Annotated in this window: 23 protein-coding genes; 12 read left to right on the forward strand and 11 right to left on the reverse strand. The window is 72.4% G+C overall.

Going from position 1 to position 22,900, the window contains the following annotated elements:
- Positions 1–81 precede the first annotated feature (81 nt).
- The 4 genes from ACGFYY_RS07115 to ACGFYY_RS07130 form a co-directional block, all read right to left on the reverse strand.
- Positions 82–1,176, reverse strand: coding sequence for a threonine aldolase family protein (locus ACGFYY_RS07115; RefSeq protein WP_393707491.1), 1,095 nt, complete (start codon positions 1,174–1,176; stop codon positions 82–84).
- Complete coding sequence (locus ACGFYY_RS07120) at positions 1,155–1,916, reverse strand: SDR family NAD(P)-dependent oxidoreductase (protein ID WP_393707492.1); 762 nt, start codon at positions 1,914–1,916, stop codon at positions 1,155–1,157. Before ACGFYY_RS07120 ends, ACGFYY_RS07115 begins: the two co-directional genes overlap by 22 nt.
- Positions 1,917–1,942: 26 nt before the next feature.
- Positions 1,943–3,349, reverse strand: coding sequence for a DUF6421 family protein (locus tag ACGFYY_RS07125; protein WP_365276334.1), 1,407 nt, complete (start codon positions 3,347–3,349; stop codon positions 1,943–1,945).
- A gap of 236 nt (positions 3,350–3,585) precedes the next feature.
- Positions 3,586–4,707, reverse strand: coding sequence for an LLM class flavin-dependent oxidoreductase (locus ACGFYY_RS07130; RefSeq protein ID WP_393707493.1), 1,122 nt, complete (start codon positions 4,705–4,707; stop codon positions 3,586–3,588).
- Positions 4,708–4,756: 49 nt separating this feature from the next.
- Here ACGFYY_RS07130 and ACGFYY_RS07135 point away from each other — a divergent pair, with 49 nt between their 5' ends.
- Together ACGFYY_RS07135 and ACGFYY_RS07140 are read left to right on the forward strand one after the other, a co-directional pair.
- Positions 4,757–5,383 carry a PadR family transcriptional regulator gene (locus tag ACGFYY_RS07135; protein WP_393707494.1) on the forward strand — a complete coding sequence of 209 codons (627 nt, stop codon included), beginning with the start codon at positions 4,757–4,759 and terminating at the stop codon, positions 5,381–5,383.
- Positions 5,384–5,573: 190 nt separating this feature from the next.
- Positions 5,574–6,260 carry a glycerophosphodiester phosphodiesterase family protein gene (locus tag ACGFYY_RS07140; protein ID WP_365276343.1) on the forward strand — a complete coding sequence of 229 codons (687 nt, stop codon included), beginning with the start codon at positions 5,574–5,576 and terminating at the stop codon, positions 6,258–6,260.
- Positions 6,261–6,335: 75 nt separating this feature from the next.
- Here ACGFYY_RS07140 and ACGFYY_RS07145 read toward each other — a convergent pair whose 3' ends face one another.
- A complete protein-coding gene (locus ACGFYY_RS07145) occupies positions 6,336–6,875 on the reverse strand; it encodes a GNAT family N-acetyltransferase (protein WP_393707495.1) in 540 nt (179 codons plus the stop codon).
- A 130-nt stretch (positions 6,876–7,005) separates the two neighbouring features.
- On the opposite strand from ACGFYY_RS07145, the gene ACGFYY_RS07150 reads away from it, so the two are divergent.
- The 4 genes from ACGFYY_RS07150 (at position 7,006) to ACGFYY_RS07165 (ending at position 10,056) form a co-directional block, all read left to right on the forward strand.
- Positions 7,006–7,557: a DUF5134 domain-containing protein gene (locus tag ACGFYY_RS07150; RefSeq protein ID WP_393707496.1), complete on the forward strand. Its 552-nt coding sequence runs from the start codon at positions 7,006–7,008 to the stop codon at positions 7,555–7,557.
- Positions 7,558–7,638: 81 nt separating this feature from the next.
- The gene (locus ACGFYY_RS07155; protein WP_393707497.1) at positions 7,639–8,577 is read left to right on the forward strand and encodes a M56 family metallopeptidase; all 939 of its coding nucleotides are present in this window, start codon (positions 7,639–7,641) and stop codon (positions 8,575–8,577) included.
- Between the two features lie 99 nt (positions 8,578–8,676).
- On the forward strand, positions 8,677–9,324 hold the full coding sequence (locus tag ACGFYY_RS07160) for a phosphatase PAP2 family protein (RefSeq protein ID WP_393707498.1): 648 nt from the start codon (positions 8,677–8,679) through the stop codon (positions 9,322–9,324).
- 102 nt (positions 9,325–9,426) lie between these two features.
- Positions 9,427–10,056 carry a helix-turn-helix domain-containing protein gene (locus ACGFYY_RS07165; protein WP_365276356.1) on the forward strand — a complete coding sequence of 210 codons (630 nt, stop codon included), beginning with the start codon at positions 9,427–9,429 and terminating at the stop codon, positions 10,054–10,056.
- 19 nt (positions 10,057–10,075) lie between these two features.
- On the opposite strand, the gene ACGFYY_RS07170 is transcribed toward ACGFYY_RS07165, so the two are convergent.
- Positions 10,076–11,560: an LVIVD repeat-containing protein gene (locus tag ACGFYY_RS07170; protein ID WP_393707499.1), complete on the reverse strand. Its 1,485-nt coding sequence runs from the start codon at positions 11,558–11,560 to the stop codon at positions 10,076–10,078.
- 76 nt (positions 11,561–11,636) lie between these two features.
- Between ACGFYY_RS07170 and ACGFYY_RS07175 the strand changes: the two genes are divergently transcribed.
- From ACGFYY_RS07175 to ACGFYY_RS07185, 3 genes are all read left to right on the forward strand, one after another.
- Complete coding sequence (locus tag ACGFYY_RS07175) at positions 11,637–12,341, forward strand: DUF305 domain-containing protein (RefSeq protein ID WP_393707500.1); 705 nt, start codon at positions 11,637–11,639, stop codon at positions 12,339–12,341.
- Positions 12,342–12,393: 52 nt separating this feature from the next.
- Positions 12,394–13,758 carry an FAD-dependent oxidoreductase gene (locus ACGFYY_RS07180; RefSeq protein ID WP_393707501.1) on the forward strand — a complete coding sequence of 455 codons (1,365 nt, stop codon included), beginning with the start codon at positions 12,394–12,396 and terminating at the stop codon, positions 13,756–13,758.
- A 184-nt stretch (positions 13,759–13,942) separates the two neighbouring features.
- Positions 13,943–14,455 (forward strand): collagen binding domain-containing protein, encoded by a 513-nt coding sequence (locus ACGFYY_RS07185; RefSeq protein ID WP_393707502.1) that lies wholly within the window; start codon positions 13,943–13,945, stop codon positions 14,453–14,455.
- A gap of 15 nt (positions 14,456–14,470) precedes the next feature.
- Here the strand turns inward: ACGFYY_RS07185 and ACGFYY_RS07190 are convergent, their stop codons facing one another.
- From ACGFYY_RS07190 to ACGFYY_RS07200, 3 genes are all read right to left on the reverse strand, one after another.
- Positions 14,471–14,818, reverse strand: a complete 348-nt coding sequence (locus ACGFYY_RS07190; RefSeq protein WP_393707503.1) for an ArsR/SmtB family transcription factor — start codon at positions 14,816–14,818, stop codon at positions 14,471–14,473.
- A gap of 136 nt (positions 14,819–14,954) precedes the next feature.
- A complete protein-coding gene (locus ACGFYY_RS07195; RefSeq protein WP_393707504.1) occupies positions 14,955–16,055 on the reverse strand; it encodes an NADH:flavin oxidoreductase/NADH oxidase in 1,101 nt (366 codons plus the stop codon).
- A gap of 75 nt (positions 16,056–16,130) precedes the next feature.
- On the reverse strand, positions 16,131–17,453 hold the full coding sequence (locus tag ACGFYY_RS07200) for a wax ester/triacylglycerol synthase family O-acyltransferase (RefSeq protein ID WP_393707505.1): 1,323 nt from the start codon (positions 17,451–17,453) through the stop codon (positions 16,131–16,133).
- 224 nt (positions 17,454–17,677) lie between these two features.
- On the opposite strand from ACGFYY_RS07200, the gene ACGFYY_RS07205 reads away from it, so the two are divergent.
- The 3 genes from ACGFYY_RS07205 (at position 17,678) to ACGFYY_RS07215 (ending at position 20,478) form a co-directional block, all read left to right on the forward strand.
- A complete protein-coding gene (locus tag ACGFYY_RS07205; protein WP_393707506.1) occupies positions 17,678–18,769 on the forward strand; it encodes a WD40/YVTN/BNR-like repeat-containing protein in 1,092 nt (363 codons plus the stop codon).
- Between the two features lie 11 nt (positions 18,770–18,780).
- Positions 18,781–19,467, forward strand: a complete 687-nt coding sequence (locus ACGFYY_RS07210; protein WP_365278582.1) for a uracil-DNA glycosylase — start codon at positions 18,781–18,783, stop codon at positions 19,465–19,467.
- Positions 19,468–19,563: 96 nt separating this feature from the next.
- Positions 19,564–20,478 (forward strand): sirohydrochlorin chelatase, encoded by a 915-nt coding sequence (locus tag ACGFYY_RS07215; RefSeq protein WP_393707507.1) that lies wholly within the window; start codon positions 19,564–19,566, stop codon positions 20,476–20,478.
- 90 nt (positions 20,479–20,568) lie between these two features.
- Here the strand turns inward: ACGFYY_RS07215 and ACGFYY_RS07220 are convergent, their stop codons facing one another.
- Both ACGFYY_RS07220 and ACGFYY_RS07225 read right to left on the reverse strand, forming a co-directional pair.
- Positions 20,569–21,633 (reverse strand): lactonase family protein, encoded by a 1,065-nt coding sequence (locus tag ACGFYY_RS07220; protein ID WP_393707508.1) that lies wholly within the window; start codon positions 21,631–21,633, stop codon positions 20,569–20,571.
- Positions 21,634–21,688: 55 nt separating this feature from the next.
- Positions 21,689–22,837 carry a nitric oxide synthase oxygenase gene (locus ACGFYY_RS07225; RefSeq protein WP_393707509.1) on the reverse strand — a complete coding sequence of 383 codons (1,149 nt, stop codon included), beginning with the start codon at positions 22,835–22,837 and terminating at the stop codon, positions 21,689–21,691.
- Positions 22,838–22,900 lie beyond the last annotated feature (63 nt).

The raw sequence follows: 22,900 nt of genomic DNA on the forward strand, positions 1-22,900 counted from the left end.
GGAGCATAGGTATGCCCCTGACCGTGAATCAATAGATTTACGGTCAGGGGCATATCTATGCAGACTGGTGCGGTGCGCCGATCAGCGCGCCAGCTCTTCCTTCAGTGCCTGGAGGAAGCCGTCCACGTCCTCTTCCTGGGTGTCGAAACCGCACATCCAGCGGACATCACCGGCGGCCTCGTCCCAGAAGTAGAAGCGGTAACGCTTCTGCAGTCGCCGCGAGACCTCGTGGGGCAGCCGCGCGAACACGGCGTTCGCCTGCACCGGGTAGAGGATCTCCACGCCGTCCGTCTCGCGCACGCCGGCGGCGAGCCGCTGCGCCATCGCGTTGGCGTGCCGGGCGTTGCGCAGCCACAGGTCCTTGGCGAGCAGGGCCTCCAGCTGCACCGACACGAAGCGCATCTTGGACGCGAGCTGCATCGACATCTTGCGGATGTGCTTCATCTGCCGGACCGCGTCCGGGTTGAGCACCACCACGGCCTCGCCGAACATCATGCCGTTCTTGGTGCCGCCGTACGACAGCACGTCCACGCCGACCGCGTTGGTGAAGGCGCGCATCGGCACGTCGAGGGAGGCCGCGGCGTTGGCTATCCGGGCACCGTCGAGGTGGACCTTCATGCCGAGCCCGTGGGCGTGCTCGCAGATCGCCCGGATCTCGTCCGGGGTGTAGACCGTGCCCAGCTCGGTGTTCTGGGTGATCGACACGACCTGCGGCATGGCCCGGTGCTCGTCCTCGAAGCCCCACGCCTCCTGGTCGATCAGCTCGGGGGTGAGCTTGCCGTCCGGGGTCGGTACGGCGAGCAGCTTGAGGCCCGCCATCCGCTCGGGCGCGCCGCCCTCGTCCACGTTGATGTGGGCGCTCTTGGCGCAGATCACGGCGCCCCAGCGGTCCGTCATCGCCTGGAGGGCGGTGACGTTCGCACCGGTGCCGTTGAAGACCGGGAAGGCTTCCGCGTACGGCCCGAAGTGGCTGCGTATGACCTTCTGCAGGTGTTCGGTGTAGTCGTCCTCGCCGTAAGCGACCTGGTGGCCGCCGTTGGCGAGCGCGACGGCGGCCAGGATCTCCGGGTGCACTCCCGCGTAGTTGTCGCTCGCGAAGCCACGCACCGCCGGGTCGTGGTGGCGCCTGGCGTCGGTCTTCCCTGCCTCGGTTCTCACGGTTGCGGAGTGAGCCACAGACGCTGTCCGTTCACATCGATGGCGGGCCGCTCCCAGACGCCGGCGATGGCCTCGGCCAGCTCCGTCACGTCGGTGAAGCCCGCGAACTTCGCAGTGGGACGCTCGGCGCGCATCGCCTCGTGCACCAGTGCCTTGATGACCAGGATCGCAGCTGCCGCGCCGGGGCCCTCGTCACCCCCCGCCTTGCGGAAGGAATCCGCCATGGACAGGGTCCAGGCCTCGGCCGCCGCCTTGCCCGCGTTGTACGCGGCGTTGTTGGCGACAGGCTTGTGCGCCCCGGACTGGCTGATCAGCACGTAGCGGCCGCGGTCGCTGCGCAGCAGGCCGTCGTGGAAGGCCAGCGAGGTGTGCTGGACCGTGCGGATGAGGAGCTTCTCCAGGAAGGTCCAGTCCGCGAGGTCGGTGTCGGTGAAGGTCTTGCTGCCGCGCCAGCCGCCGACGAGGTGGACCAGGCCGTCGATCCGGCCGAACTCCTTCTCGGTCTGCTCGGCCCAGGCCTTGGTGGCGTCCAGGTCGAGCAGGTCCACGGTGTCACCGGTGATGGTGGCGCCACCGTGGGCGTAGCGTGCCGCGTCCACGGCCTCCGCGAGCCGCGCCGGATCGGCGTCGGACGCGATGACCACCGCGCCCGCCTCGGCGAGGCGGAGCAGGGTGGCGCGGCCGGCGGGCCCGCCGGCCCCGGCCACCGCCACCACCGCTCCGTGCAGCTTTCCGTTGCCGTTCCCGGAGCCGTTCATCTGTGCAGCCTCCTGTGGGCGAGTGCTCACGCGGCGACCCGCTCGGCCTGATCCGCGTTCAGGGCGGTGATGCCCTTGGTCGCCGCGATCGTGCCCTTGAGCTTCTTGGCGAGCGCCTCAAAGAACATGCTGAGCGGAAACTCGTCCGGAAGCACGTCGTCCACGAGCTTGCGCGGCGGCTGCGTCAGGTCCAGGGCGTCGGCGCCCTTGGCCCACTTGGATCCCGGGTGCGGGGCGAGGTAGGTGGAGACCAGCTCGTACGCCTTGAACCAGTGCACGAGCTTCGGGCGGTCGATGCCGGCCCGGTACAGGTCCTCGATCTCGGCGCACAGCTGGTTGGTGACCTGCGGGGCGCGCATCCAGTCGATCTTCAGCTTGTTGTCCGTCCAGCGCACGACGTCGTGCTTGTGGAGGTAGGCGAAGAGCAGCTGGCCACCGAGGCCGTCGTAGTTGCGGTTGCGGTCGCCGGAGACCGGGAAGCGGAACATCCGGTCGAAGAGGACGGCGTACTGCACGTCACGGCCGTGCTCGTTGCCCTCGGACTCCAGCTTCACGGCCTCCTTGAAGGCGGTGAGGTCGCAGCGCAGCTCCTCCAGGCCGTACATCCAGAACGGCTGGCGCTGCTTGATCATGAAGGGGTCGAACGGCAGGTCGCCGTGGCTGTGGGTGCGGTCGTGGACCATGTCCCACAGGACGAAGGCCTTCTCGCAGCGCTCCTGGTCCTCGACCATGCGGGCGATGTCCTCGGGCAGGTCGATGCCCAGGATGTCGACGGCGGCCTCGGTCACCTTGCGGTAGCGGGCGGCCTCGCGGTCGCAGAAGATGCCGCCCCAGGTGAAGCGCTCGGGGGCCTCGCGCACCGCGATGGTCTCCGGGAAGAGCACGGCGGAGTGGGTGTCGTAGCCCGGGGTGAAGTCCTCGAAGGTGATGCCGAGGAAGAGCGGGTTGTCGTACCGGGTGCGCTCCAGTTCGGCGAGCCACTCGGGCCACACCATCTTGAGCACGACGGCTTCCAGATTGCGGTCCAGGTTGCCGTTCTGGGTATACATGGGGAAGACGACCAGGTGCTGGAGCCCGTCGGCGCGCTCGGCGGCCGGGTGGAAGGCCAGCAGGGAGTCGAGGAAGTCCGGCACCTTGAAGTCGTCCGCGGCCCACTTGCGCAGGTCGGCGACGAGCGCCTTGTGGTACGCGGCAGCGTGCGGGAGCAGCGGCGAGAGCGTCTCGACCGCCGTGATCACGCGTTCCACCGCGGCCAGGACGGTGGCACGGCCGTGCGCGCCCTCGACCTCGAAGTCGATGGAGCCGTCCGCGGCCTGCCAGGGCCGGATCTCCTCCACGGCGGCCTTGAGCTCGGGCCACGCGGGGTGGTCGACCACCCGCGCTTCGGCGGTTATCACGGCGCCGCCGGTACCGGGCACAAGAGTTTCCGTCATGTCACTTCCTCCACAGGAGAACCTCACGTATGGGCAGAGTATGCGCGCGAGGCTCTCCCCCTCAAGAGGAAACTCGGGAAATTATCCTGCCTCACCCCCCGTTTCGCCGGAAGTCTTCCCGTTCGTTGGTGCGGAACTGACTACTCCGCCCAATTGCGCCAAGACTTGTCCGCCTTTCGGCCACGCTCCGGCCGGGCCGGGCCGGGGTGGGGTCCGGCGGTCGACAGAGGCGCACATCACACACCCCGGAAGTGCGGAATGACCTTTTCGCCCCATTGCCTCAGGGTCTCCAGGCAGGCGTCCTGCTCCACCGTGCCCATCTGGATCAGACACATCACCTCATCGGCGCCCGCCTCCCTCAGCCGCTCCACGTACGCGATCGCGTCGTCGGCGGTTCCGTAGGCGTGGTCGGTGTCGAACGTGGCCGTCGCGGTCGGCCGGACGGGGATGTCCAGCTCGTGCAGCCGCGCCACCACCTGCTCGGCGGCCCTGCGCATCTCCTCGGCCTCGTCGGCGCCCGCGACCACGGCCTCGTCCGGGACCCCGGCCCCGCCGTACCAGTGGCCGATGGACTGGGCGAAGAACCGCTGCCCCCGGGTGCCGATCCGGCGCGCCTCCTCCCGGTCGTCGAGCACGACGGTCGGGCACAGCACGGCGAAGTGGTCGTTGACCACCGTGGACACGAAGCGGCTGCCGTCCCGCCCGGCGATCGCCGCGTCGTAGACGGAGCGCAGCCCCGCGACGGACTCGGGACCGGCGAAGCCCATCACCAGCGCCCCGATCCCCAGCTCGGCCGCCCGGACCAAGGTCTCGCCCCTGCTGCACGCCAGGAACAGCGGCGGATGCGGGGTCTGCCGCGGCCTCGGCAGGATCGGGTGCGGGTCGATGTCGATCAGCTCGCCGTGGTACTCCAGCTCCTCCTCCCGCCAGGCCCGGCCGATGATCCGCAGGGCCTCCTCGACCTCGGCCGCGGTGCGGTCGCGGTCCACCCCGCACAGGGAGGTCTCCTGCTCGGTGCCGCCGCGCCCGGCCCCGAGGTCGAGGCGCCCGCCCGAGAGCAGGTCGAGCATGGCGGCCCGCTCGGCGACCCGCACCGGGTGGTTGAAGTTGAAGGGCATGCACACGACGCCGTGACCGATGCGTATGGTGTTCGTCCTGGCCGCGACCCAGGTCAGGAAGATCTCGGGGGCCGACATGTGCGCGTACCACTTGAGCGAGTGGTGCTCGACCGCCCAGATCCGGTCGAATCCCATGCGTTCGGCGAGCACGGCCTGCTCGACGCAGTCATGGATGAGCCGGTGCTCCCGTTCCACCGTCGGGTCGGCAAGCTGAGCTTCGAAGATCACGGAGAATTCCACTGTGCCTCCAGGGTTGCGTCGCGTACCCGGTCTCACTTCAATTCGAAATATGACTAGTAGTCATGAGTCGAAGAAGCAAGAGCTGCCGCCGACCGCGTGGGCCGTGCTGGGACTGCTCTCCTTCCCGGGCGAGCGGACCGGCTACGAGCTGAAGAAGTGGGCGGACTCCTCGCTCCGCTTCTTCTACTGGTCACCGGCCATCAGCCAGATCTACGCTGAGCTGCGCCGGCTGGAGGACCTGGGCTACGCGGCCTCCGTGCGCTCGGGACCCGAGGAGGCGCGGGCCAAGCGTCGCTACGCCATCACGGACGCCGGGCGCGGCGCGCTGGCCTGCTGGGCGGCCGACACCGCGGAGGCCGGGCCCCCGGTCCTCAAGCACGGGCTGCTGCTGCGGATCTGGCTCGGCCACCTGGCGGAGCCGGAGCGGCTGCGCGCGATGGTCGGCGAGCACCTGGAGCGCACCCGGGGCGAGCTGGCCGCCGTACGCGAGGCGATGGAGCACGCGAGCGGCGTACCGGAATGGACGTTCCCGACCCTCGCGCTGCGCTGGAGCGAGCGGCAGCACCTGGCCGAACTCGAACTCGCCGAGGCCCTGCTCACGGACCTGGACGGGCTGTCCGAGGACCGCCGCGAGCCGGGCCGTCAAGCCGACGGGGACGCGCCCACCCCCGGGTGACGCGACCGGCGCGGTGCCGCTCCCGGTGGGGCGCACAACCCTGGCGGGAAGCGGCCGGAGCGCTTCCCGGGGGCCCTGCACGCCCGGTCCCTTCGCACCCGCGGCGCACTAGCATGCGACCTCATCGCGCGCGGCCGGTCGGGACACCGAAGCCGCGCGGGGAGCCGCCGTCGACGGAAGCGAGAGAACCTTGACTTTCCTCACCATCGGTCACCGCGGGGTCATGGGTGTCGAACCGGAGAACACCCTGCGGTCGTACCTCCGAGCGGAACGTTGCGGCATGGACGTCATCGCTCTGGATCTGCGTCTGAGCAAGGACGGAGCCCTGGTCGCCGTGCACGACCCCGACGTGGACCGGACCACCGACGGCTCGGGGGCCGTCGCCGATCTCACCGTGGCCGAGCTGCGCGAGCTGGACGCCGGCCAGGGCGAGCGCGTACCGGTCCTGGAGGAGGTCCTGGACGCGGTCCGGGTGCCGATCCAGGCCCTCGTCGGCGACCTGGCCACCGCCACCGCGCTCACGGCCCTGATCGTGCGCCACGACCTGACCTCCCGCGTGGAGGTGGCCTCCGCCGAGGAGGCGGTGCTCGCCGAGACGGCCCGCCTGGTGCCGGGCGTACGGACCGTCCTGTACGCGAGCTCCGGCGGAGCCGGGTCCGTCGTGGAGCGGGCGTCGGCGGTGGGCGCCGCGACGGTCGCCGTGGACGTCCACCGGCTCAGTCTGGAGACGGTGGACGCGGCGCACGCGGCGGGCCTGCGCGTGACGGGCCTGGCGGTCGACACCCTGGACCTGTTGCGGCTCGCGCGGGCGCTCGGACTGGACGGCGCGGTCACGGACTTCCCGGAGATCCGCAGTACCGGCCGCTTCACCGCCTGACGGCGACGACCCGGCTCCCGCGCCCGATGCGGCTCCCGCGCCCGGTCCGGCTCGGACCCGTGATCGGACTCCGGCTCAGAGCGACTTGACCAGCAGCTCGAAGGCCAGGTCGTCGCGGAGCGGGACGCCGAAACGCTCGTCACCGTAGGGGAAGGGGCTCATCTCGCCGGTGCGTCGGTAGCCGCGGCGCACGTAGTAGGCGATGAGCTCCTCCCGTACGTGCACCACCGTCATCCGCATCTCCTTGGCGCCCCACGTCTCGCGGGCGCGGCGCTCGGCCTCGGCCAGGATCTCCTTGCCGAGGCCCGCGCCCTGGAGGCCGGGGCGGACGGCGAACATCCCGAAGTAGACGTGGTCGTCGCGGTGTTCGAGCTGGCAGCAGGCGATGAGCTCGCCCGCGCGCTCGACGACGAGCAGGACCCCGTCCGGGGCGGCGATGACGGCGCGGACCCCGTCCGGGTCGGTGCGCTGCCCGTCCAGGTAGTCGGCCTCGGTGGTCCAGCCGGCCCGGCTCGCGTCCCCTCGGTAGGCGGACTCGACGAGCTCCACCAGTTCCGGTACGTCCGTCTCCACGGCGCTGCGGAAACTCAGGGCTTCGGGCTGGGCGGTCGTCATCGGGCGCTCCGTTCAGTGCGGCGGCATATGACATGCCGGGAAGGCACGCAGAGCCTAACCCGGAGCCGCGTGAGGGTGCTGTGAGAGGGGCATCTCTCCCCGTGACGCCGACGAACCGGGAGGTTCCGCCGTGCACGGTTCCGCCACGTCCCTCGCCACCTCCGTCTCCTCCTGGCTGCTGGTGCTGCTGTGCGCGGTGAGCGGCGCGTACTGCCTGCGGCGGGCGCGACGTTCGGGCGGCGCCGCCGGGGAGGCGGTGATGGGATTGGGGATGGCCCTGATGGCCGTGCCCCTCGGCGGGGCCGGTGAGGGGTGGCGGGCGCCCGTGCTGGGCGCGGTCTTCTGCGGTGCGGCCCTGCACGCGCTGTGGCTGCTGCGGTGCGGATCGCACCACGCCCACCACCTGGTCGGCTCGCTGACGATGGTCTACATGGCCCTGATGCCGGGAACCGGGTCCGGGCACGGGCAGGAGCACTCCCCGACGGGCGGGCCGCCCCTGCTGACGGGCGTGCTGCTCCTCTACTACGCCGGGTACGTGATGCTCGGCGGGACCCGGCTGATCACCACGGGCGGCGCCGTCCACCCGCGACCGGCCGCCGGCCGAGACGCACCCACCGAACTCGTGCACGCCTGCCGACTCGCCATGGGAATGGGGATGTTGGCGATGCTGCTCACGATGTGACGGCGTCGCGGGACGTGTCCTGCGTCACCAATGGCCCGGGGGCGTACCCGCAGGTAGTCCCTCGCTCATAGGCTGGCGGCCATGATGGTCCCCGCCGTTCTCCTGTTGCTCGGCGCCCTGACCGCGGTGCTCGCCCCCCGCCTGCTGGCCCGGGCCCGATGGCCCGAGCGTGAGCCGGTCGTCGCCCTGTGGGTGTGGCAGTGCGTGGTCGGCGCCGTGCTCCTGTGCTTCGGGCTGTCGATGCTGCTGAGCGCGGCGGCCGCCTGGCAGGCGGTCCGGGGCCGCTTGTTCGCCTCCGCCCCGCACGGGGTGGTCGACGCCTACGCCCTGGGCGCGGCCGGCGGGCACTGGGCCGCTCTCACCGCGCTCGTGCTGGCGGGCGGCGGGCTGTGGACCGGGGCGATGCTGACCGGTGAGGTGCTGCGGGCGCGGGCCCGGCGGCGCGCGCAGGGCAGCGAACTGCTGGTACGGGCCCCGCTGCTGCCGGGGGAGGATCCGACGGGGGCGCGGCTCGTCGTCCTGGAGGCTCCCCGGCCGGACGCCTGGTGGCTGCCGGGCGCGGCCCCGCAGCTGGTGGTCACGACGGCGGCGCTGGCCCGGCTGAAGGGCAGCCAGCTGGACGCCGTACTGGCGCACGAGCAGGGGCACGCGGCGGCCCGGCACGACTGGCTGCTGCACTGTTCGCGGGCGCTGGCCCGGGGCTTCCCGCAGGTGCCGGTCTTCGCGGCGTTCGAGGCGGAGATGCACCGGCTGGTGGAGATGGCCGCCGACGACGTGGCCTCCCGGCGGTTCGGGCGGCTGACGATCGCGCTGGCGCTGGTCGGACTCAACGAGGACCGGGGGGTGTTCGGGTCCTCCTCGCCCGAGCACGCGCACGTCCCGCAGCGGGTGCGCAGGCTGCTGTCGGCGACGCCTCGGCTCTCCCCCGGCCGTCGGCTGCGGCTGACGGCACTGGCCACCCTGGTCCCCGCGATCCCCCTGGTGGTGGCCTTCGTACCGGGGCTGAGCGCCCTGTCCTAGTGCGGTGAACCTTCCCGGTCACAGCACTGGCCCCCCTGGAACCGGGGGCCTCGGCGCTGCCCGCCGCCCGTCGGCGCCCGGCGGTGCGAGGATCGGGGCATGCGCAAAGATCCCCTGTGGTGGACGGGCATCGGCTGTGCGCTGCTCGCGGCGGTCCTGACGGCGCTCGTGGTGGCCGGGTGGCGACCGCTGCTCGCGTACGACGAACGGGTCGCGCGGGATCTGCACGCCCACGCCGTGACCCATCCCTCCGTCACGCAGTTCATGCGGGTGCTCAGCGACTGGGTGTGGGACCCGTGGACCATACGGGCACTGGCGGCGGTGGCCTGCGTCCTGTTGTGGTGGCGGGGCGACCGGAGGCGGGCGCTGGTGGTGGCCTTGGTGACGTTGGCGGCGTCGGCGGTGCAGCAGGGGCTGAAGGTGCTGGTGGGGCGGGATCGTCCGGTGTGGTCCGATCCGGTGGACTCGGCGCAGTACGCGGCCTACCCGTCCGGCCACGCCATGACGGCGACGGTGGTGTGCGGACTGCTCCTGTGGCTGCTCCCCCGCCCGCTTCCGGGCGTCCGCGTGGTGGCCGCCTGGACGGTGGCCGCGGTCTCGGTGCTCGGGGTCGGCTTCACCCGCGTGTACCTCGGGGTGCACTGGCCGTCGGACGTGCTCGCGGGCTGGCTCCTGGGCGTGGCCCTGGTGGCTCTGGTCACGTCCTGGCCCGTTCGCGAACGCGGATGCGACCCGGTGGAGCGGTGAGGGTACGGCGTGCCTGCCCTGGATGATCCCCCGTGTCACCCAGAGCAGGCGACCCCGTGCGCTGAGTATATTGGCCGGTAGCCAGTCAACGCAGGAGTAAGCATGTCCCCGCGCAGCGCATCGGTCAATGAAGAATTGCGCAGACGTTCCCGGGAGCGATTGCTGCAGTCCACGGTCGAACTCGTGGCCGAACACGGCTACGAGGCGACGACGCTCGGCGACATCGCCGACCGGGCGGGCGCGGCACGCGGCCTGGTCTCGTACTACTTCCCGGGCAAACGGCAGTTGTTGCAGTCCGCGGTGCACCGGTTGATGCACCTCACCCTCTCCGACGCCCTGGAGCGGGAGCCCCGCAGCGAGTGCGGGCGCGAGCGGCTCGCGCGCGCCGTCGACGCGGTGCTGGGGTTGGCGCGGGACGAACCCCTCCTGATGCGCACGCACATGGCGGGCATCCTGACGGCCGAGGGCTTCGTGCAGTGTCCCGAGCAGCAGCGGCTGGCGGAGCTGCTGCGGGACACCGTCGTGCGGTACGGCTCGGCGGACCCGGACGCGGACTATCCGTTGCTGCGGGCCCTGTTGATGGGGGCGGTCGTGGCGATCCTGCTGCCCGGGGCCCCGATGCCGGCGGGCCGCTTGCGGGCGGAGCTGTTCCAGCGCTACGGGCTGGACTGGGAGCTCGGAGTCCCGCCGGACGGCGGGCCGCCCGGCGGAACGTTCCCCTCACAGACCTGACACCCGGGCGCTCCTGGGGTCAGTGGTACTCGGGTTGGGTCTGCACGTTGAGTCGGTCCATGCGCACCCGTGCGGCGCTCTCGGTGCGCCGGTCGTCGAGCCGCAGCACGTCGAGGCCCTTGACGATGTCGTTCGAGTAGATGTGCCCGTTGTAGTAGTACGCCGACCAGGAACCGCCCAGTCCGAGCTGGTCCGTCGTCAGCGGCCCGCGCTCGAAGTACGCGATCTCCCTGGGCCGGGTGGAGTCGGTGAAGTCCCATACGGAGACGCCACCCTGGTACCAGGCCTGCACCATGATGTCGCGGCCGCCGCCGACCGGGATCAGCGAACCGTTGTGCGCCACGCAGTTCTCGGTGTCGGCCTGGTGGCGCGGGATCTTGTAGTAGCCGCGGAAGACGAGTTCGCGCTGGTCCCCGCGGCCGGTGATGTCGTAGATCCCGTCGGCGCCACGGTCGGGACCGGTGGCCTCGTTGCAGGTGGCGCCGCCACCGCCGCCGAGTTCGTCGGTGAACACCACCTTGTTCGCGCGCTCGTTGAAGGTGGCCGAGTGCCAGAACGCGAAGTTCACGTTGTCCTGGACCCGGTCGATGACCCGCGGCTGTTCGGGCCTGCTGATGTCGAAGAGGATGCCGTCACCCATGCAGGCGCCGGCGGCCAGGTTCTTCGACGGCAACACGGTGATGTCGTGGCAGCCGGTGGTCTTGGAGACGCCGGGGTTGGTGGGTGCGCCCGGGTTGCCGCCGTCGGGGAAGAGGACCGGGAAGGCGACGACCGCGGCCTTCGTCGGCGCCTTCTTCGGGACCTTCACGACCGAGATGCCGTCGTGCGGCGGCTTGCAGTCGGGGAAGGCCTCGTTCGGGGAGTACGAGGCGACGTAGAGGTAGAGGTCGCGGTCGCCCGGCACCAGGGTGTGGGTGTGCGAACCGCACGCCGTCTCGACGGACTTGACGTACCTGGGGTTCTTCTTGTCCTTGATGTCGAAGATCTTGATGCCCTCCCACGAGGACTTCTCCGTGGCGGGCTGCGAGACGCTGTTGCAGGAGTCGTCGCTGCGCGAGGAGTCGGTGGAGAGGAAGAGCAGGTCGCCGTGGACGGAGATGTCGTTCTGGCCACCGGGGCAGAGCACCTGGGTGACGGTCTTCGGCGCCTTCGGGTTCGCGATGTCGTAGATGGTGAAGCCGCTGTAGCTGCCCGCGTAGGCGTACCTGCCCTGGAAGGCCAGGTCGGTGTTGATCCCCGTGGGGTCGGTGCTGGGGATGTTGGCCAGTGGCTTGACGTTGGCGCTGTGCACGATCTCGTCCTGGCCGGGGATGTCTCCCGGGGCGAGTTCCCGGCCCTCGGTGAGGCCCGCGTCGTGCTGGTGCGCGGTACCGCGTGATAACTCACCCGGGTCGGGGGTGGCGGCCGCGGGTCCGGCCGCCAGGAGCGTGGCGAGGAGTCCGGCCGCGGCGACGGCCACCCCCACCCTCCTGTTCCGTGCCCGCCTGCTGTGGAGCGAGGTCACTGTGCCCTCCTTTGAGAGCCCGATCGGTTCCGCACGTGAGGGAGCGGAACCACGACCCCGGCAGTATCTTCTCTTCATGGACATGGCAAAAGCCCACAGGGTCCAGGGCCGCCAGGTGTTATCGGCGCGGCCCGGACGGTTCGCCGTGGCGGTCGTGACCGTGACCGCCGGCCTCCTGCTGACGCTCCCCGGCTGCCAGGGGGACGACGGATCGGACCGCGCCACGATCGTCGCCCCGGGCGGGCCGGGCGAGAAGGCCCGTCACCTCACCCCCGAGGAAGCCGCGAAGGCGAAACCCGACGACAGCCCGAACGCCGCCGACCGCGCCTATGTGTCACACATGATCGAACACCACCGGCAAGCCCTCACGATGAGCGCGCTGGCACCGGACCGGGCCGCAGCGGACGGGGTCAAACGGCTGGCCGAGCGGATCACGGCGGCCCAGAGACCCGAAATCGGCGCCATGGAGAAGTGGTTGGCCCGCCACCCCGTCACGACCGCCGGCACGACCCCCGCCACGCCCGCGGCACCGGCGGCGGGCCATGACCACGGCTCGATGCCGGGCATGGCGACCGAGCAGCAGCTGGCGGAGCTCACCGCGGCCCGGGGGGCCGACTTCGACCGGCTCTTCCTGAAGCTGATGACCGCCCACCACGAGGGCGCCGTGCGGATGGCCGGCGAGGCGCTGGCGGGCGGGAACAACGTGGCCGTGGAGGAGATGGCCACCGAGGTGGTGGCCACCCAGAGCGCCGAGATCCACCGGATGCGCGCGATGGGCTGACTCCACGAGGGGCCGGTGTCATGCTGGGACCACCTGCGGGAGGAGCTCCGCCGTGCTTCGTGTCGCCGTCGTCGGATCGGGCCCCAGCGGGGTCTACGCGGCCCAGACGCTGGTGCAGCAGCGCGAGGTGCCCGGGGTGCGGGTGGACGTGCTGGACCGGCTCCCCGCACCCTACGGGCTCGTCCGCTACGGGGTCGCCCCGGACCACGAGAAGATCAAGTCGCTGCAGGGCAGCCTGCGCACCGTGCTGGAGGACGAGCGGATCCGCTTCCTCGGCAATGTCGAGGTCGGCGGCGACGCCCTGCCCACGGCCCGGCTCCTGGAGCTGTACCACGCGGTCGTGTACTGCGTGGGCGCGGCCCGGGACCGAATGCTGGGGATCCCCGGCGAGGACCTGGCAGGGGTGCATTCCGCCACGTCCTTCGTGTCCTGGTACAGCGGGCACCCGGACGCCGCCGCCGAGGCGTTCGACCTGCCCGGCGTGGACGCGGCGGTGGTGGTCGGGGCCGGCAACGTCGCGGTGGACGTGACGCGGATCCTCGCCCGGGGCACGGCCGAGCTGGCGCCCACGGACATGCCGCAACCGGCGCTCGGCGCGCTCGCGCGGAGCGGGGTGCGCGCGGTGTCGATGGTCGCCCGGCGCGGCCCCTCGCAGGGCCGGTTCACCACCAAGGAACTCCGCGAACTGGGCACGCTGCCGGGTGTGGACATCGGGGCGGATCCGGCCGAACTGGCCCTCGACCCCGTGTACGCCGACCCGGTGGCGGCCGCCGCCCTGCCGGCGGTGGCCCGGCGGAACCTGGAGGTGCTGCGCGGCTGGGCGCGGGCGGATCCGGGCGGAGGCCCCCGGCGCATCGCGCTGCGGTTCTACCTGCGCCCGGTGGAGATCCTGGGCGGGCCGGACGGCCGGGTCAGCGGGATGCGCTTCGAGCGCACCGCCCCGGACGGCCTGGGCGGGGTGACCGGGACGGGCGTGCACGAGGACATCGCGGCGCAGCTGGTGCTGCGCTCGGTGGGGTACAAGGGCGTTCCGCTCGCCGGGCTGCCCTTCGACCCCGCGAAGGGCACGGTGCCGCACGCGGCGGGCCGGGTGCTGCGCGCGGGCCGGGCCTCGGTGGGTGAGTACGTGGCGGGCTGGATCAAGCGCGGCCCGACCGGGGTGATCGGCACGAACCGGCCCTGCGCCAAGGAGACCGTGTCCGCGCTGCTCCAGGACGCGGGGGCACTGGCTCGGCGCGACCTCCCGGGAGATCCGCTGGACATCCTGCGGGCGGCGGGTCTGTGCCCGGTCCGATGGCCGGGCTGGCTGGCCATCGAGGCGGCCGAGGCCGATCTGGGGCGCTCCCTCGGCCGACGCTCCGTCAAGATCCCCGACTGGCCGGGCCTCTTGGGCGCGGCGGGCGCGGGCCCGGCGTAGGACGAGACGGCTCGGCGTCGGTCCTGCCGGGCCGAGGGCTGTCCCGTGGCCGGCCACGGAAGTGCTTCCGGGTGGTCCTCCGGCCGGAAGGGGCTCACGCGGGAGTGTCGCCGCGCCGCCCCGCGCCCACGGGCCGATCATGTCGCTGGATCGAAGCCCCGGAGCAGCGTGCGGATGGAGTGTCATGGCAGCGAACGATTTCCGCCGGTCGTGGGTGCGGTGGCGGCCCTGGGTCCTCGGGGCGGCGACGGCGGCGCTGCTGGTCGCGACGCCCGCGTACGCCGGGGCCGCCGACCGGGCGTGGTGCCCCCCGCCCCGATGCGACGCCGGGTCTCCCGGCTGCGAAGGCCCCGGTGAGCCCCTCGGCGACGTCACCGTGATCAAGGAGGACTCGTTGACGGGCGACCCCCTGGCCGGAGGAGTCCTCCAGCTCTGGGAGGAGACCAACGGCATCCCGGGACTCCAGACCACGGGCGCCGATCCGGACACCTCGATCGGCGACTCCTGCACCACCGCGGCCGACGGCACGTGCACCCGCACCCTGCCGACCGGCGTCTACTACTGGCAGGAGACCCAGGCGCCACCCGGCTACGACCTGCCCATCAACCCGGTTTTCGGCCCTCTGGTGCTGACGGAGGAGAACATCACCGAAGGCGTGACGGTGAACGCCGAGAACACCCGCACCCCCGAGCGGTGAGGTCGCCCGACGCCCTCAGGACGTGAGCCGGGCCGCCTCGGCCGCGGCCGCCGCGAGGACGCTGTCGAGGAGGCCGGGAAAGAGTTCCTGGAGCTCCTCCCGGCGCAGGGCGTTGAGCTTGGTGGTGCCGCGGTAGGCCTGGCGCACGACGCCGCTCTCGCGCAGGACGCGGAAGTGGTGGGTGGTCGTGGACTTGGTGACCGGCAGGTCGAAGGAGGAGCAGGCCAGGTCCTCGGCCGAGGCGGCCAGGTCCAGGACGATGGACAGCCGGACCGGATCGGAGAGCGCGTGCAGCACGCCCTCCAGGCGGATCTCGCCCGCCTCGGGGTGGACGAGGGTGCGGGAGGTGTCCCGTTCCGTCATGTCCCTGCTCCACTCGCTCGGTCGGTGCGGTCCGGATGCCGCGGGCCCCATGGTACGAGAGGCGTCGAAGAAGGCGGGCCGGTCGGGGAAACCGGCGGTACGGCTCCGGGGTCTGTCCCCCGGAGCCGAACCCGCGTCACCAGGAACGGTGGTACTGCTCGGGCGTACGGAGCTCCCCGCCCAACTCCTTGGCCGCGCGGCGGGCCCAGTACGGGTCGCGCAGGAGTTCCCGGCCCAGCAGGACCGCGTCGGCCTCCCCGTTGGCGAGGACCTTCTCGGCCTGCTCCGGTTCGGTGATCAGGCCGACGGCGGCCACGGGGAGGGCGGTAGCGGCCTTGACCCGGGCCGCGAAGGGAACCTGGTAGCCGGGGCCGACGGGGATCACGGCGTGCGGCGCGAGGCCGCCGGTCGAGACGTCGAGCAGGTCCACGCCGTGCGCCAGGAGCAGGTCGGCGAGCCGAACCGTCTCGTCCGCGGTCCAGCCCTCCTCCTCCAGCCAGTCGGTGGCGGAGATCCGGAAGAAGAGGGGCAGCTCCTCGGGCCACACCGCCCTGACGGCGTCCACGACGTCGAGGGCGAAGCGGGTGCGGTTCTCGAAGGAGCCGCCGTACTCGTCGGTGCGCTTGTTGCTGTACGGGGAGAGGAACTCGCCGATCAGGTAACCGTGGGCGCCGTGGATCTCGACGACCTCGTACCCCGCGGCCAGCGAGCGCTCGGCGGCGGCCGCGAACTGGCCGGTGATCTCCCGGATCTCCTCGACCGTCAGCTCGTGCGGGGCCGGGTAGCCCTCGGCGAACGGCACGGAGCTCGGGGCGACCGGCTGCCAGCCGTGCGCCTCGGGCCCGACCGGGCGGCCGCCGTTCCAGGTCCGGTCGGTCGACGCCTTGCGGCCGGCGTGGGCGATCTGGATTCCGGGGACGGCGCCCTGGGACTTGACGAAGGAGGTGATCCGGCGCAGCGCCTCGACCTGGGTGTCGTTCCAGATGCCGAGGTCGTAGGGGGAGATCCGGCCCTCCGGGGAGACGGCGGTGGCCTCCTGGAGGATCAGTCCGGTACCGCCGGTGGCGCGGGCGGTGTAGTGCGCGAAGTGCCAGTCGCCGGCCACGCCCGCGTTCGGTCCGAACGCCTCGGCGCTGTACTGGCACATCGGGGCCATCCACACCCGGTTCGGGACGGTGACGGAGCGGAGCGTGTAGGGCGCGAACAGGGCGGCGAAGGCGGCGGGGGCAGCACTCATCAGGCTCTCCAGAGACGACCGGGCATGCCGGGGACGACTAAGTACGAGAGTCACCGTACTACGGATTCCCTCGTACTACGAGACCTCTCGTACAAGCTCGTCGAGTTCCGCGCGCAGCGCCCCGGCCAGAGCCGCCAGGTCCGGGACGGCGCCCGCGTCGGCGACCAGTCCGTAGTGGACCGTCCCCTTGTACGTGGAGACGGCGACGGCCAGCGACTGCCCTCGGGCCAGCGGGGCGAGCGGGTAGACCTCGCGGACCGGGCTGCCACCGAGGGTGAAGGTGAAGCTCGGCAGCGGCACGCTGGTGACCAGGATGTCGAAGAGCAGCCGGGCCGCCTGAGCCACGAGCGGGCCGCCGAGTCGGTGGCCGAGCGGGTGGACGTGGTCGGCGAGCAGGGCGACCGCCCCGGCGCCGCGGGCGGGTCCGGCGTCCTTGTTGCGGTCCATGGCGGCGCGCACGTGGTCCAGACGGCGCAGCGGATCGGCTTCGGCGAGCGGGAGCCGGAGCAGATAGCCGGACAGCCGGTTCCCGGCGCCTCCCGAGCCGCCGGGCCCACGACGGCGGGACACGGGGATCAGCGCGCGCGGGCCCGCGCCCCAGGGCTCGGGGTCGCCCCGCTCCGCCAGCCAGCGCCGCAGCGCGCCTGCCACCAGGGCGATCAGCACGTCGTTGACGGTGCCGCCGGCGCCCTTGCGGACGAGGTTGACCTCGTCCAGGTCGAGCGCGAGACCGGCGACCGCACGGGCGCCCGAGCCGGTGGGGTCCGCGGTGAGTGCCGTCGGCACCCCGAGCGGCAGTCCGGCGCGGGCCACGGCGGCCCCGATCTCCAGGGCCTGACCGACGTCCTGGACCCGCGCCGCCAGGACGCCGGGGAGCCGGCGCAGGACGGAGCCGCCCCGCTGCTCGGGCACCGGAGGCACGGGGGGCCGCGGGGCCGTGGCCTCGTCGAACAGGGTGGCCGCGAGGGCCAGCGCGCCCAGGCCGTCGGCGAGGGCGTGGTGGAACTTGAAGAGGACCGCGAAGGATTCCGGATCGGGTCCGGCCAGTACGTGCGCCTCCCAGGGAGGCAGCGTCCGGTCCAGCGGCCGGGCCATCAGCGGTCCGGCGGCGGCGTGCGGAACGCTCTCGTCGGTACGGACGAGGAACACGTGCCGGGCCGGGTCGAAGCCCGGGTCGGGCGACCAGGCGGCCGCCCCGACGGGCAGCAGCACGTCGCGGATCCGACGGCGCAGGCGGGGTACGGCCACGCACCGGGCGGTGAGCAGCTCGGCGGCCCTCTCCGCGGCGCCGGGTCCGGCGGCGCGGAAGACGGCGAGGGCACCCAGGTGCATGGGGTGGTCGGCGGATTCGATCCGCCAGAAGGCGAGGTCGAGCGGGGAAAGATGCTCGGTGGCCACATACGTCCTCTCGCGTGCGGCGGCAGTGACCTGAAGTCAATCCATTACGGACACCTACATGCAAGTAGCAATCATTTCAGGGCGGTAAATGATCGGTATGGATCTGCTCATCCGTAGCCCCGCACCGTCCGCCGGGTCACTGTCACCGGGTGGGTGCAGACTGGCCGAAAACATACTCCGCAAGGAACGCCCCCGGAGGGCGACGAGGCCCGGAGGTACCGGCCATGACCGACGTAGTGCTGCTCGTGGGAACCCGCAAGGGACTCTTCATCGGAAGTCGCCGGGGCGCGGCGCCCTGGGAGTTCGACGGACCCCATTTCAACGCCCAGGCCGTCTACGCGGTCGCCGTGGACCGCCGCGGACCGGTGCCCCGGCTGCTGGTCGGCGGGGACAGCACCCACTGGGGCCCGTCCGTCTTCAGCTCGGACGACCTCGGCGCGACCTGGCGGGAGCCCGCCGCGCCCGCCGTGAAGTTCCCGAAGGACACCGGGGCCTCCCTGGAACGGGTCTGGCAGCTGCAACCGGCCGGCCCCGAAGCCCCCGACGTGGTGTACGCGGGGACGGAACCGGCCGCGCTGTTCCGCTCGACCGACCGGGGCGACTCCTTCGAGCTGGTCCGCCCGCTGTGGGAACACCCGAGCCGCGGGAAGTGGGTACCGGGCGGCGGGGGTGAGGGTCTGCACACCGTGATCACCGACCCGCGCGACCCGGACGCGGTGACGGTGGCCGTCTCCACCGCCGGCGTGTTCCGGACCACGGACGGCGGGGCCAGCTGGAACCCGTCCAACCAGGGGGTCTCCGCGGTGTTCCTGCCGGATCCGAACCCCGAGTTCGGCCAGTGCGTGCACAAGATCGCCCAGGACGCCGGGGACACGGACCGGCTCTACCTGCAGAACCACTGGGGCGTCTACCGCAGCGACGACGCGGGCGGCCGGTGGACCGACATCGGCGGCGGCCTGCCCTCCGACTTCGGCTTCGCGGTCGCGGCCCATCCGCACCGGCCGGACACCGCCTACGTCTTCCCGCTCAACGCCGACTCCGACCGGGTCCCCGCCGAACACCGGTGTCGGGTCTTCCGCACCCAGGACGCGGGCGCCACCTGGGAGCCGCTGACCCGTGGGCTCCCGGCCGGGGACCACTACGGCACAGTGCTGCGCGACGCGCTGTGCACGGACGACGCGGACCCGGCGGGCATCTACTTCGGCAACCGCAACGGCGAGGTGTACGCCAGCCACGACGACGGCGAGAGCTGGCAACTCCTCACCGAGCACCTGCCCGACGTCCTGTGTGTGCGGGCGGCCACGTTCGGCCAGTAGAGTGATCCACCGTGGCAGCACGACCGTTGAACGAGATCGTCGAGCCGGGCTGGGCCCGTGCTCTGGAGCCGGTGGCGGGGCAGATCGCCGCCATGGGCGACTTCCTGCGCGCCGAGATCGCGGCGGGGAGGACGTACGTACCGGCCGGGGCCCATGTGCTGCGCGCCTTCCAACAGCCCTTCGACGAGGTCAAGGTGCTGATCGTCGGGCAGGACCCCTACCCCACGCCGGGACACGCGGTGGGACTGTCCTTCTCGGTCGCACCCGACGTACGACCGGTGCCCCCGAGCCTCGACAACATCTTCCTGGAGATGCACCGGGACATCGGCACCGGCCGCCCGTCGAACGGCGACCTCACCCCGTGGACCCGGCAGGGCGTGCTGTTGCTGAACAGGTCGCTCACGACCGCGCCGCGGCGCTCCAACGCGCACCAGGGCAAGGGCTGGGAAGCCGTCACCGACCAGGCCATCCGCGCCCTGGCCGCGCGCGGCAAGCCGCTGGTCTCCATCCTCTGGGGACGGGCGGCCCGCAACCTGCGTCCCCTGCTCGGCGAACTGCCCGTCGTGGAGTCCTCGCACCCCTCCCCCAAGTCCGCCGACTACGGGTTCTTCGGCTCCCGGCCGTTCAGCCGGACGAACGAGCTGCTGGTGGGGCAGGGTTCACAGCCTGTGGACTGGCGCTTGCCGTCAGTCAGTTGAACGTATCTGATATTCACCGGATAAATACGGACAGATGCCTCGCGGGAAGGCCCTGCCCGAACACCTTGTTCCGATAAGCCAGTAGCATGCGGCGCCATGAGCTCCCCCACTGGGCCCGCAAATGGCCTGCCCGTACGAATGCCGCGACCCCGCCAGACCGGACGGCACCGCCGGCCCGAGCCCGCGGTGGCGCCCGAGGGCGCGCCCGCGCTGGTGCTCGCCGTGCCCGGTGCCCCCTCGGCCGCCTCGCGAGGGCTCGCGGAAGAGATCATCAGCATCGGCCGCTCCGAGCTGCCGGGCCTCGACGCCCGCATCGGCTTCCTCGAGGGTGACGACGCGACCGAGTTCCCGTCCCTGTCCGGCGTGCTGTCCGCCGTCGCGACCGAGCGTGTCGCGCGCGCGGACTTCGCCCGCGCGGCCGGCCACGAGGTGCCCGCGCCGACCGGCCCGGACGCCGTGGTCGTCCCGCTGCTCGCCGGCCCCGACAGCGATCTGCTCCGCCGGATCCGCCAGGCGCTGATGGACTCCTCCGCCGCCGCCGAGCTGGCCGACGTGCTCGGCCCGCACCCGCTGCTGGCGGAGGGCCTGCACGTGCGCCTGTCCGAGGCGGGCCTGGCCCGCGCCGACCGCGCCCGGCTCTTCACCGTGACCACCGCCGCCGACGGCATCGTCCTGGCGACCACGGGTGGCGAGGAGGCCGTCCAGGCCGCCGGGATCACGGGCATGCTGCTGGCCGCCCGCCTGGCCGTGCCCGTCAAGGCCGCCGCGCTCGACCAGGAGGGCTCGGTGGCCGCGGTCGCCGAGCAGCTGCGCCGCGAGGGCTCCACGCTGCTCGCGCTCGCCCCGTACCTGATCGGCCCGGAGGCCGCCGAAGGCCTGCTCGACACCGCCTGCAAGGAGGCCGACTGCGCCACGGCCGAGGTGCTCGGCGCCTACGGCGCGCTCGGCAAGCTGGCCGTCGCGCAGTACGCCGCCGCCCTCGGGATCGCCCAGGACGCCGCCGCACACTGACCCGCCCGTACGAGGCGCAGGGCCCCCGCCGACCACGTCACCCGTGGTCGGCGGGGGCCCTTTCCCGTGGCCCGTGCGTGCCCGCGGGCCTCAGCCGAGGACCACGCAGGTGGCCGCGGGTACGGCCACCGAGCCGGCCCGGCGCGGCTGCCCGGTCAGCGGGTCCACCTCGAACCAGGTGACGTCCCCCGAGCGCTCGTTGGCGGCGTAGAGCCGGCTCCCCGAGGGATCGACGGCGAGGTCGCGCGGCCACGCGCCCCCGCAGGCCACGGCGCCGGTGAGCCGCGGCTTGCGGGGCCCGTCGGCGAGGGAGAGGGTGACGATCGTGTCGGCCCCGCGGACGGCCGCCCAGACGAACCGGCCGTGGGGCGAGGCGACGATCGCCGAGGGGTAGGCCCGTGCGGCCCCTGAGGCGCCCCCGGAAGCCACCGGAACCTCTCCGACCGGTTCCAGTCGCCCGGACTCCGCGTTCCAGCGGCAGACGGTCACCTGTGGCTCCAGCTCGTGCAGCACGTACGCCGTCCCGCCCTCCGGATGGAAGACGAGGTGGCGGGGGCCGGTCCCGGCGCGCAGCACGGTCTCGCCGTGCACCCGCGCCGCCCCGGTGGCCGGGTCGAGCGCGCAGACCCGTACCGAGTCGGTGCCGAGGTCCACGCTGAGCACCCAGCGGCCGGTCGGGTCGGGCAGCACCTGATGGGCGTGCGGGCCCTCCTGCCGGTCCGCGTCGGGGCCGGAACCCTGGTGCGACAGGACGTGCGAGGGCCCGCCCGGGCGGCCGTCGGCGGCGAGCGGGAGACTGCTGACGCTGCCGGAGGTGTAGTTGGCGGTGAGCAGCCTGCGTCCGACCAGGCTGAGGTGGGTGGGTCCGGAGCCCCCGACGCGGACGGGCGCGCCGAGGGGGGCGAGGCCGGCGGCGGTGGGCCGGAAGGCGGCGACCGCGCCCCGCTCGGTCTCGTTGACCGCGTAGAGCAGGCCGGTGGAGCGGGAGAGGGCGAGGTACGAGGGGTCGTCGGCGGGGGTGACCGAGAGCGGGGTCAGCGCCCCGGTCTTCGGATCCACGCCGGCGGTGGTGACGCCGCGGCCACCCGTCGAGGTGAACGAGCCGATGTAGGCCCGGGGTTCACCGCTCCGGTCCCTGATGTCCGTGCCGCCCACGTCGAGCCCCTTTCAGCGCTGCCGGATCCGTCCGGAGCCGACGGTAACAGAAGGTCTAGACCAGATCCCGTCCCTGGGCGCGCTCCTGCGCGCCGGGGTGGTGGACGTAGGCGGTACTGCTGCTGCGGTCCTCGTAGGTGCGATGGAAGACCGGGGTGGCGGAGCCGGAGATCGGCGGCACGATCCAGGACCAGTCCGCGCCCACCTCACGCCCCTTGCGCTCCTCCCGTTCCATGTGGGACAGGAAGCGCCGGGACTCGGTGTGGTGATCGGCGATGGTGACCCCGGCGCGGTCGAAGGAGTGCAGGACGGCCCGGTTGAGTTCGACGAGCGCCCGGTCCTTCCAGAGGGAGCGGTCGCTGGAGGTGTCCAGACCCAGGCGGCGGGCGACGGCGGGGAGGAGGTTGTACCGGTCGGTGTCGGCGAGGTTGCGCGCGCCGATCTCGGTGCCCATGTACCAGCCGTTGAACGGCGCGGCCGGATAGTGGATGCCACCGATCTCCAGGCACATGTTGGAGATGGCGGGTACGGCGTGCCAGCGCAGCCCCCAGTCCGCCCAGCCGTCGCCGTGGCCGTCGCCGTCGGGATGGCCGATCGGCACCTCCAGGACGGCGTCGGCGGGGGTGTCGAACCAGCGGGGCTTGTCGTCGACGCCCTGGACCACCAGGGGCAGGAGGTCGAACGGGGTGCCGGGGCCGCCGGGCCAGCCGAGCTGGAGCAGGGCCCCGGTGAGCGGGGCGTTGCGGGCGTCGCCGACGGTTATGGACGGGTGGTCGCCGTAGCCCGCGTATCTGACCAGTTGCTCGCTCCAGATCAGCGGGCCGGGGCGGTCCGGGGCGTCCGGGGCGAAGACGGTGATCGTGGGCCTGACCCGACCCCGGTTGGTCGCCTCGCGCAGGTGGTCGAAGCACTCGGCGGCGATGTCGTCGGCGTCGGTGAGCCCGCGACGGTCGCGGACCCGCAGCGAGTTCCAGTAGAGCCGGCCTATGCAACGGTTACTGTTGCGCCAGGCGACCCGCGCCCCGTGGACCAGTTCCTCGGAGGTGTGCGCATAGGTGCCGGTCTCGGCGAGCTCGGCCCGCACGGCGGCGAGTCGGGCGCGCGGATCACCGGCGTCCGCGTTCTCCCGGTGGAAGAGTCGGATGAACTCCTCGGCCGCTTCCCACACCTGAGCGGTGGTGGAGCGCTGTTGAAGAATTTCCATTCCGGGCCGTTACCCCCTGTCCGACCAGATCCACCCTGTACGTGCCGGATGAATGTGCAATAA

Origin of the sequence: Streptomyces sp. NPDC048331 (assembly GCF_043201215.1) — a bacterium.
Classification (GTDB): domain Bacteria; phylum Actinomycetota; class Actinomycetes; order Streptomycetales; family Streptomycetaceae; genus Streptomyces.

What these genes read in the sequence shown, in the direction of transcription:
- ACGFYY_RS07120 (WP_393707492.1), bottom strand. Translation starts at nt 1,916, where the DNA reads ATGAACGGCTCCGGGAACGGCAACGGAAAGCTGCACGGAGCGGTGGTG.
- ACGFYY_RS07125 (WP_365276334.1), bottom strand. Translation starts at nt 3,349, where the DNA reads ATGACGGAAACTCTTGTGCCCGGTACCGGCGGCGCCGTGATAACCGCC.
- ACGFYY_RS07135 (WP_393707494.1), top strand. Translation starts at nt 4,757, where the DNA reads ATGACTAGTAGTCATGAGTCGAAGAAGCAAGAGCTGCCGCCGACCGCG.
- ACGFYY_RS07145 (WP_393707495.1), bottom strand. Translation starts at nt 6,875, where the DNA reads ATGACGACCGCCCAGCCCGAAGCCCTGAGTTTCCGCAGCGCCGTGGAG.
- ACGFYY_RS07155 (WP_393707497.1), top strand. Translation starts at nt 7,639, where the DNA reads ATGATGGTCCCCGCCGTTCTCCTGTTGCTCGGCGCCCTGACCGCGGTG.
- ACGFYY_RS07160 (WP_393707498.1), top strand. Translation starts at nt 8,677, where the DNA reads ATGCGCAAAGATCCCCTGTGGTGGACGGGCATCGGCTGTGCGCTGCTC.
- ACGFYY_RS07165 (WP_365276356.1), top strand. Translation starts at nt 9,427, where the DNA reads ATGTCCCCGCGCAGCGCATCGGTCAATGAAGAATTGCGCAGACGTTCC.
- ACGFYY_RS07175 (WP_393707500.1), top strand. Translation starts at nt 11,637, where the DNA reads ATGGACATGGCAAAAGCCCACAGGGTCCAGGGCCGCCAGGTGTTATCG.
- ACGFYY_RS07185 (WP_393707502.1), top strand. Translation starts at nt 13,943, where the DNA reads ATGGCAGCGAACGATTTCCGCCGGTCGTGGGTGCGGTGGCGGCCCTGG.
- ACGFYY_RS07190 (WP_393707503.1), bottom strand. Translation starts at nt 14,818, where the DNA reads ATGACGGAACGGGACACCTCCCGCACCCTCGTCCACCCCGAGGCGGGC.
- ACGFYY_RS07195 (WP_393707504.1), bottom strand. Translation starts at nt 16,055, where the DNA reads ATGAGTGCTGCCCCCGCCGCCTTCGCCGCCCTGTTCGCGCCCTACACG.
- ACGFYY_RS07205 (WP_393707506.1), top strand. Translation starts at nt 17,678, where the DNA reads ATGACCGACGTAGTGCTGCTCGTGGGAACCCGCAAGGGACTCTTCATC.
- ACGFYY_RS07215 (WP_393707507.1), top strand. Translation starts at nt 19,564, where the DNA reads ATGAGCTCCCCCACTGGGCCCGCAAATGGCCTGCCCGTACGAATGCCG.
- ACGFYY_RS07225 (WP_393707509.1), bottom strand. Translation starts at nt 22,837, where the DNA reads ATGGAAATTCTTCAACAGCGCTCCACCACCGCTCAGGTGTGGGAAGCG.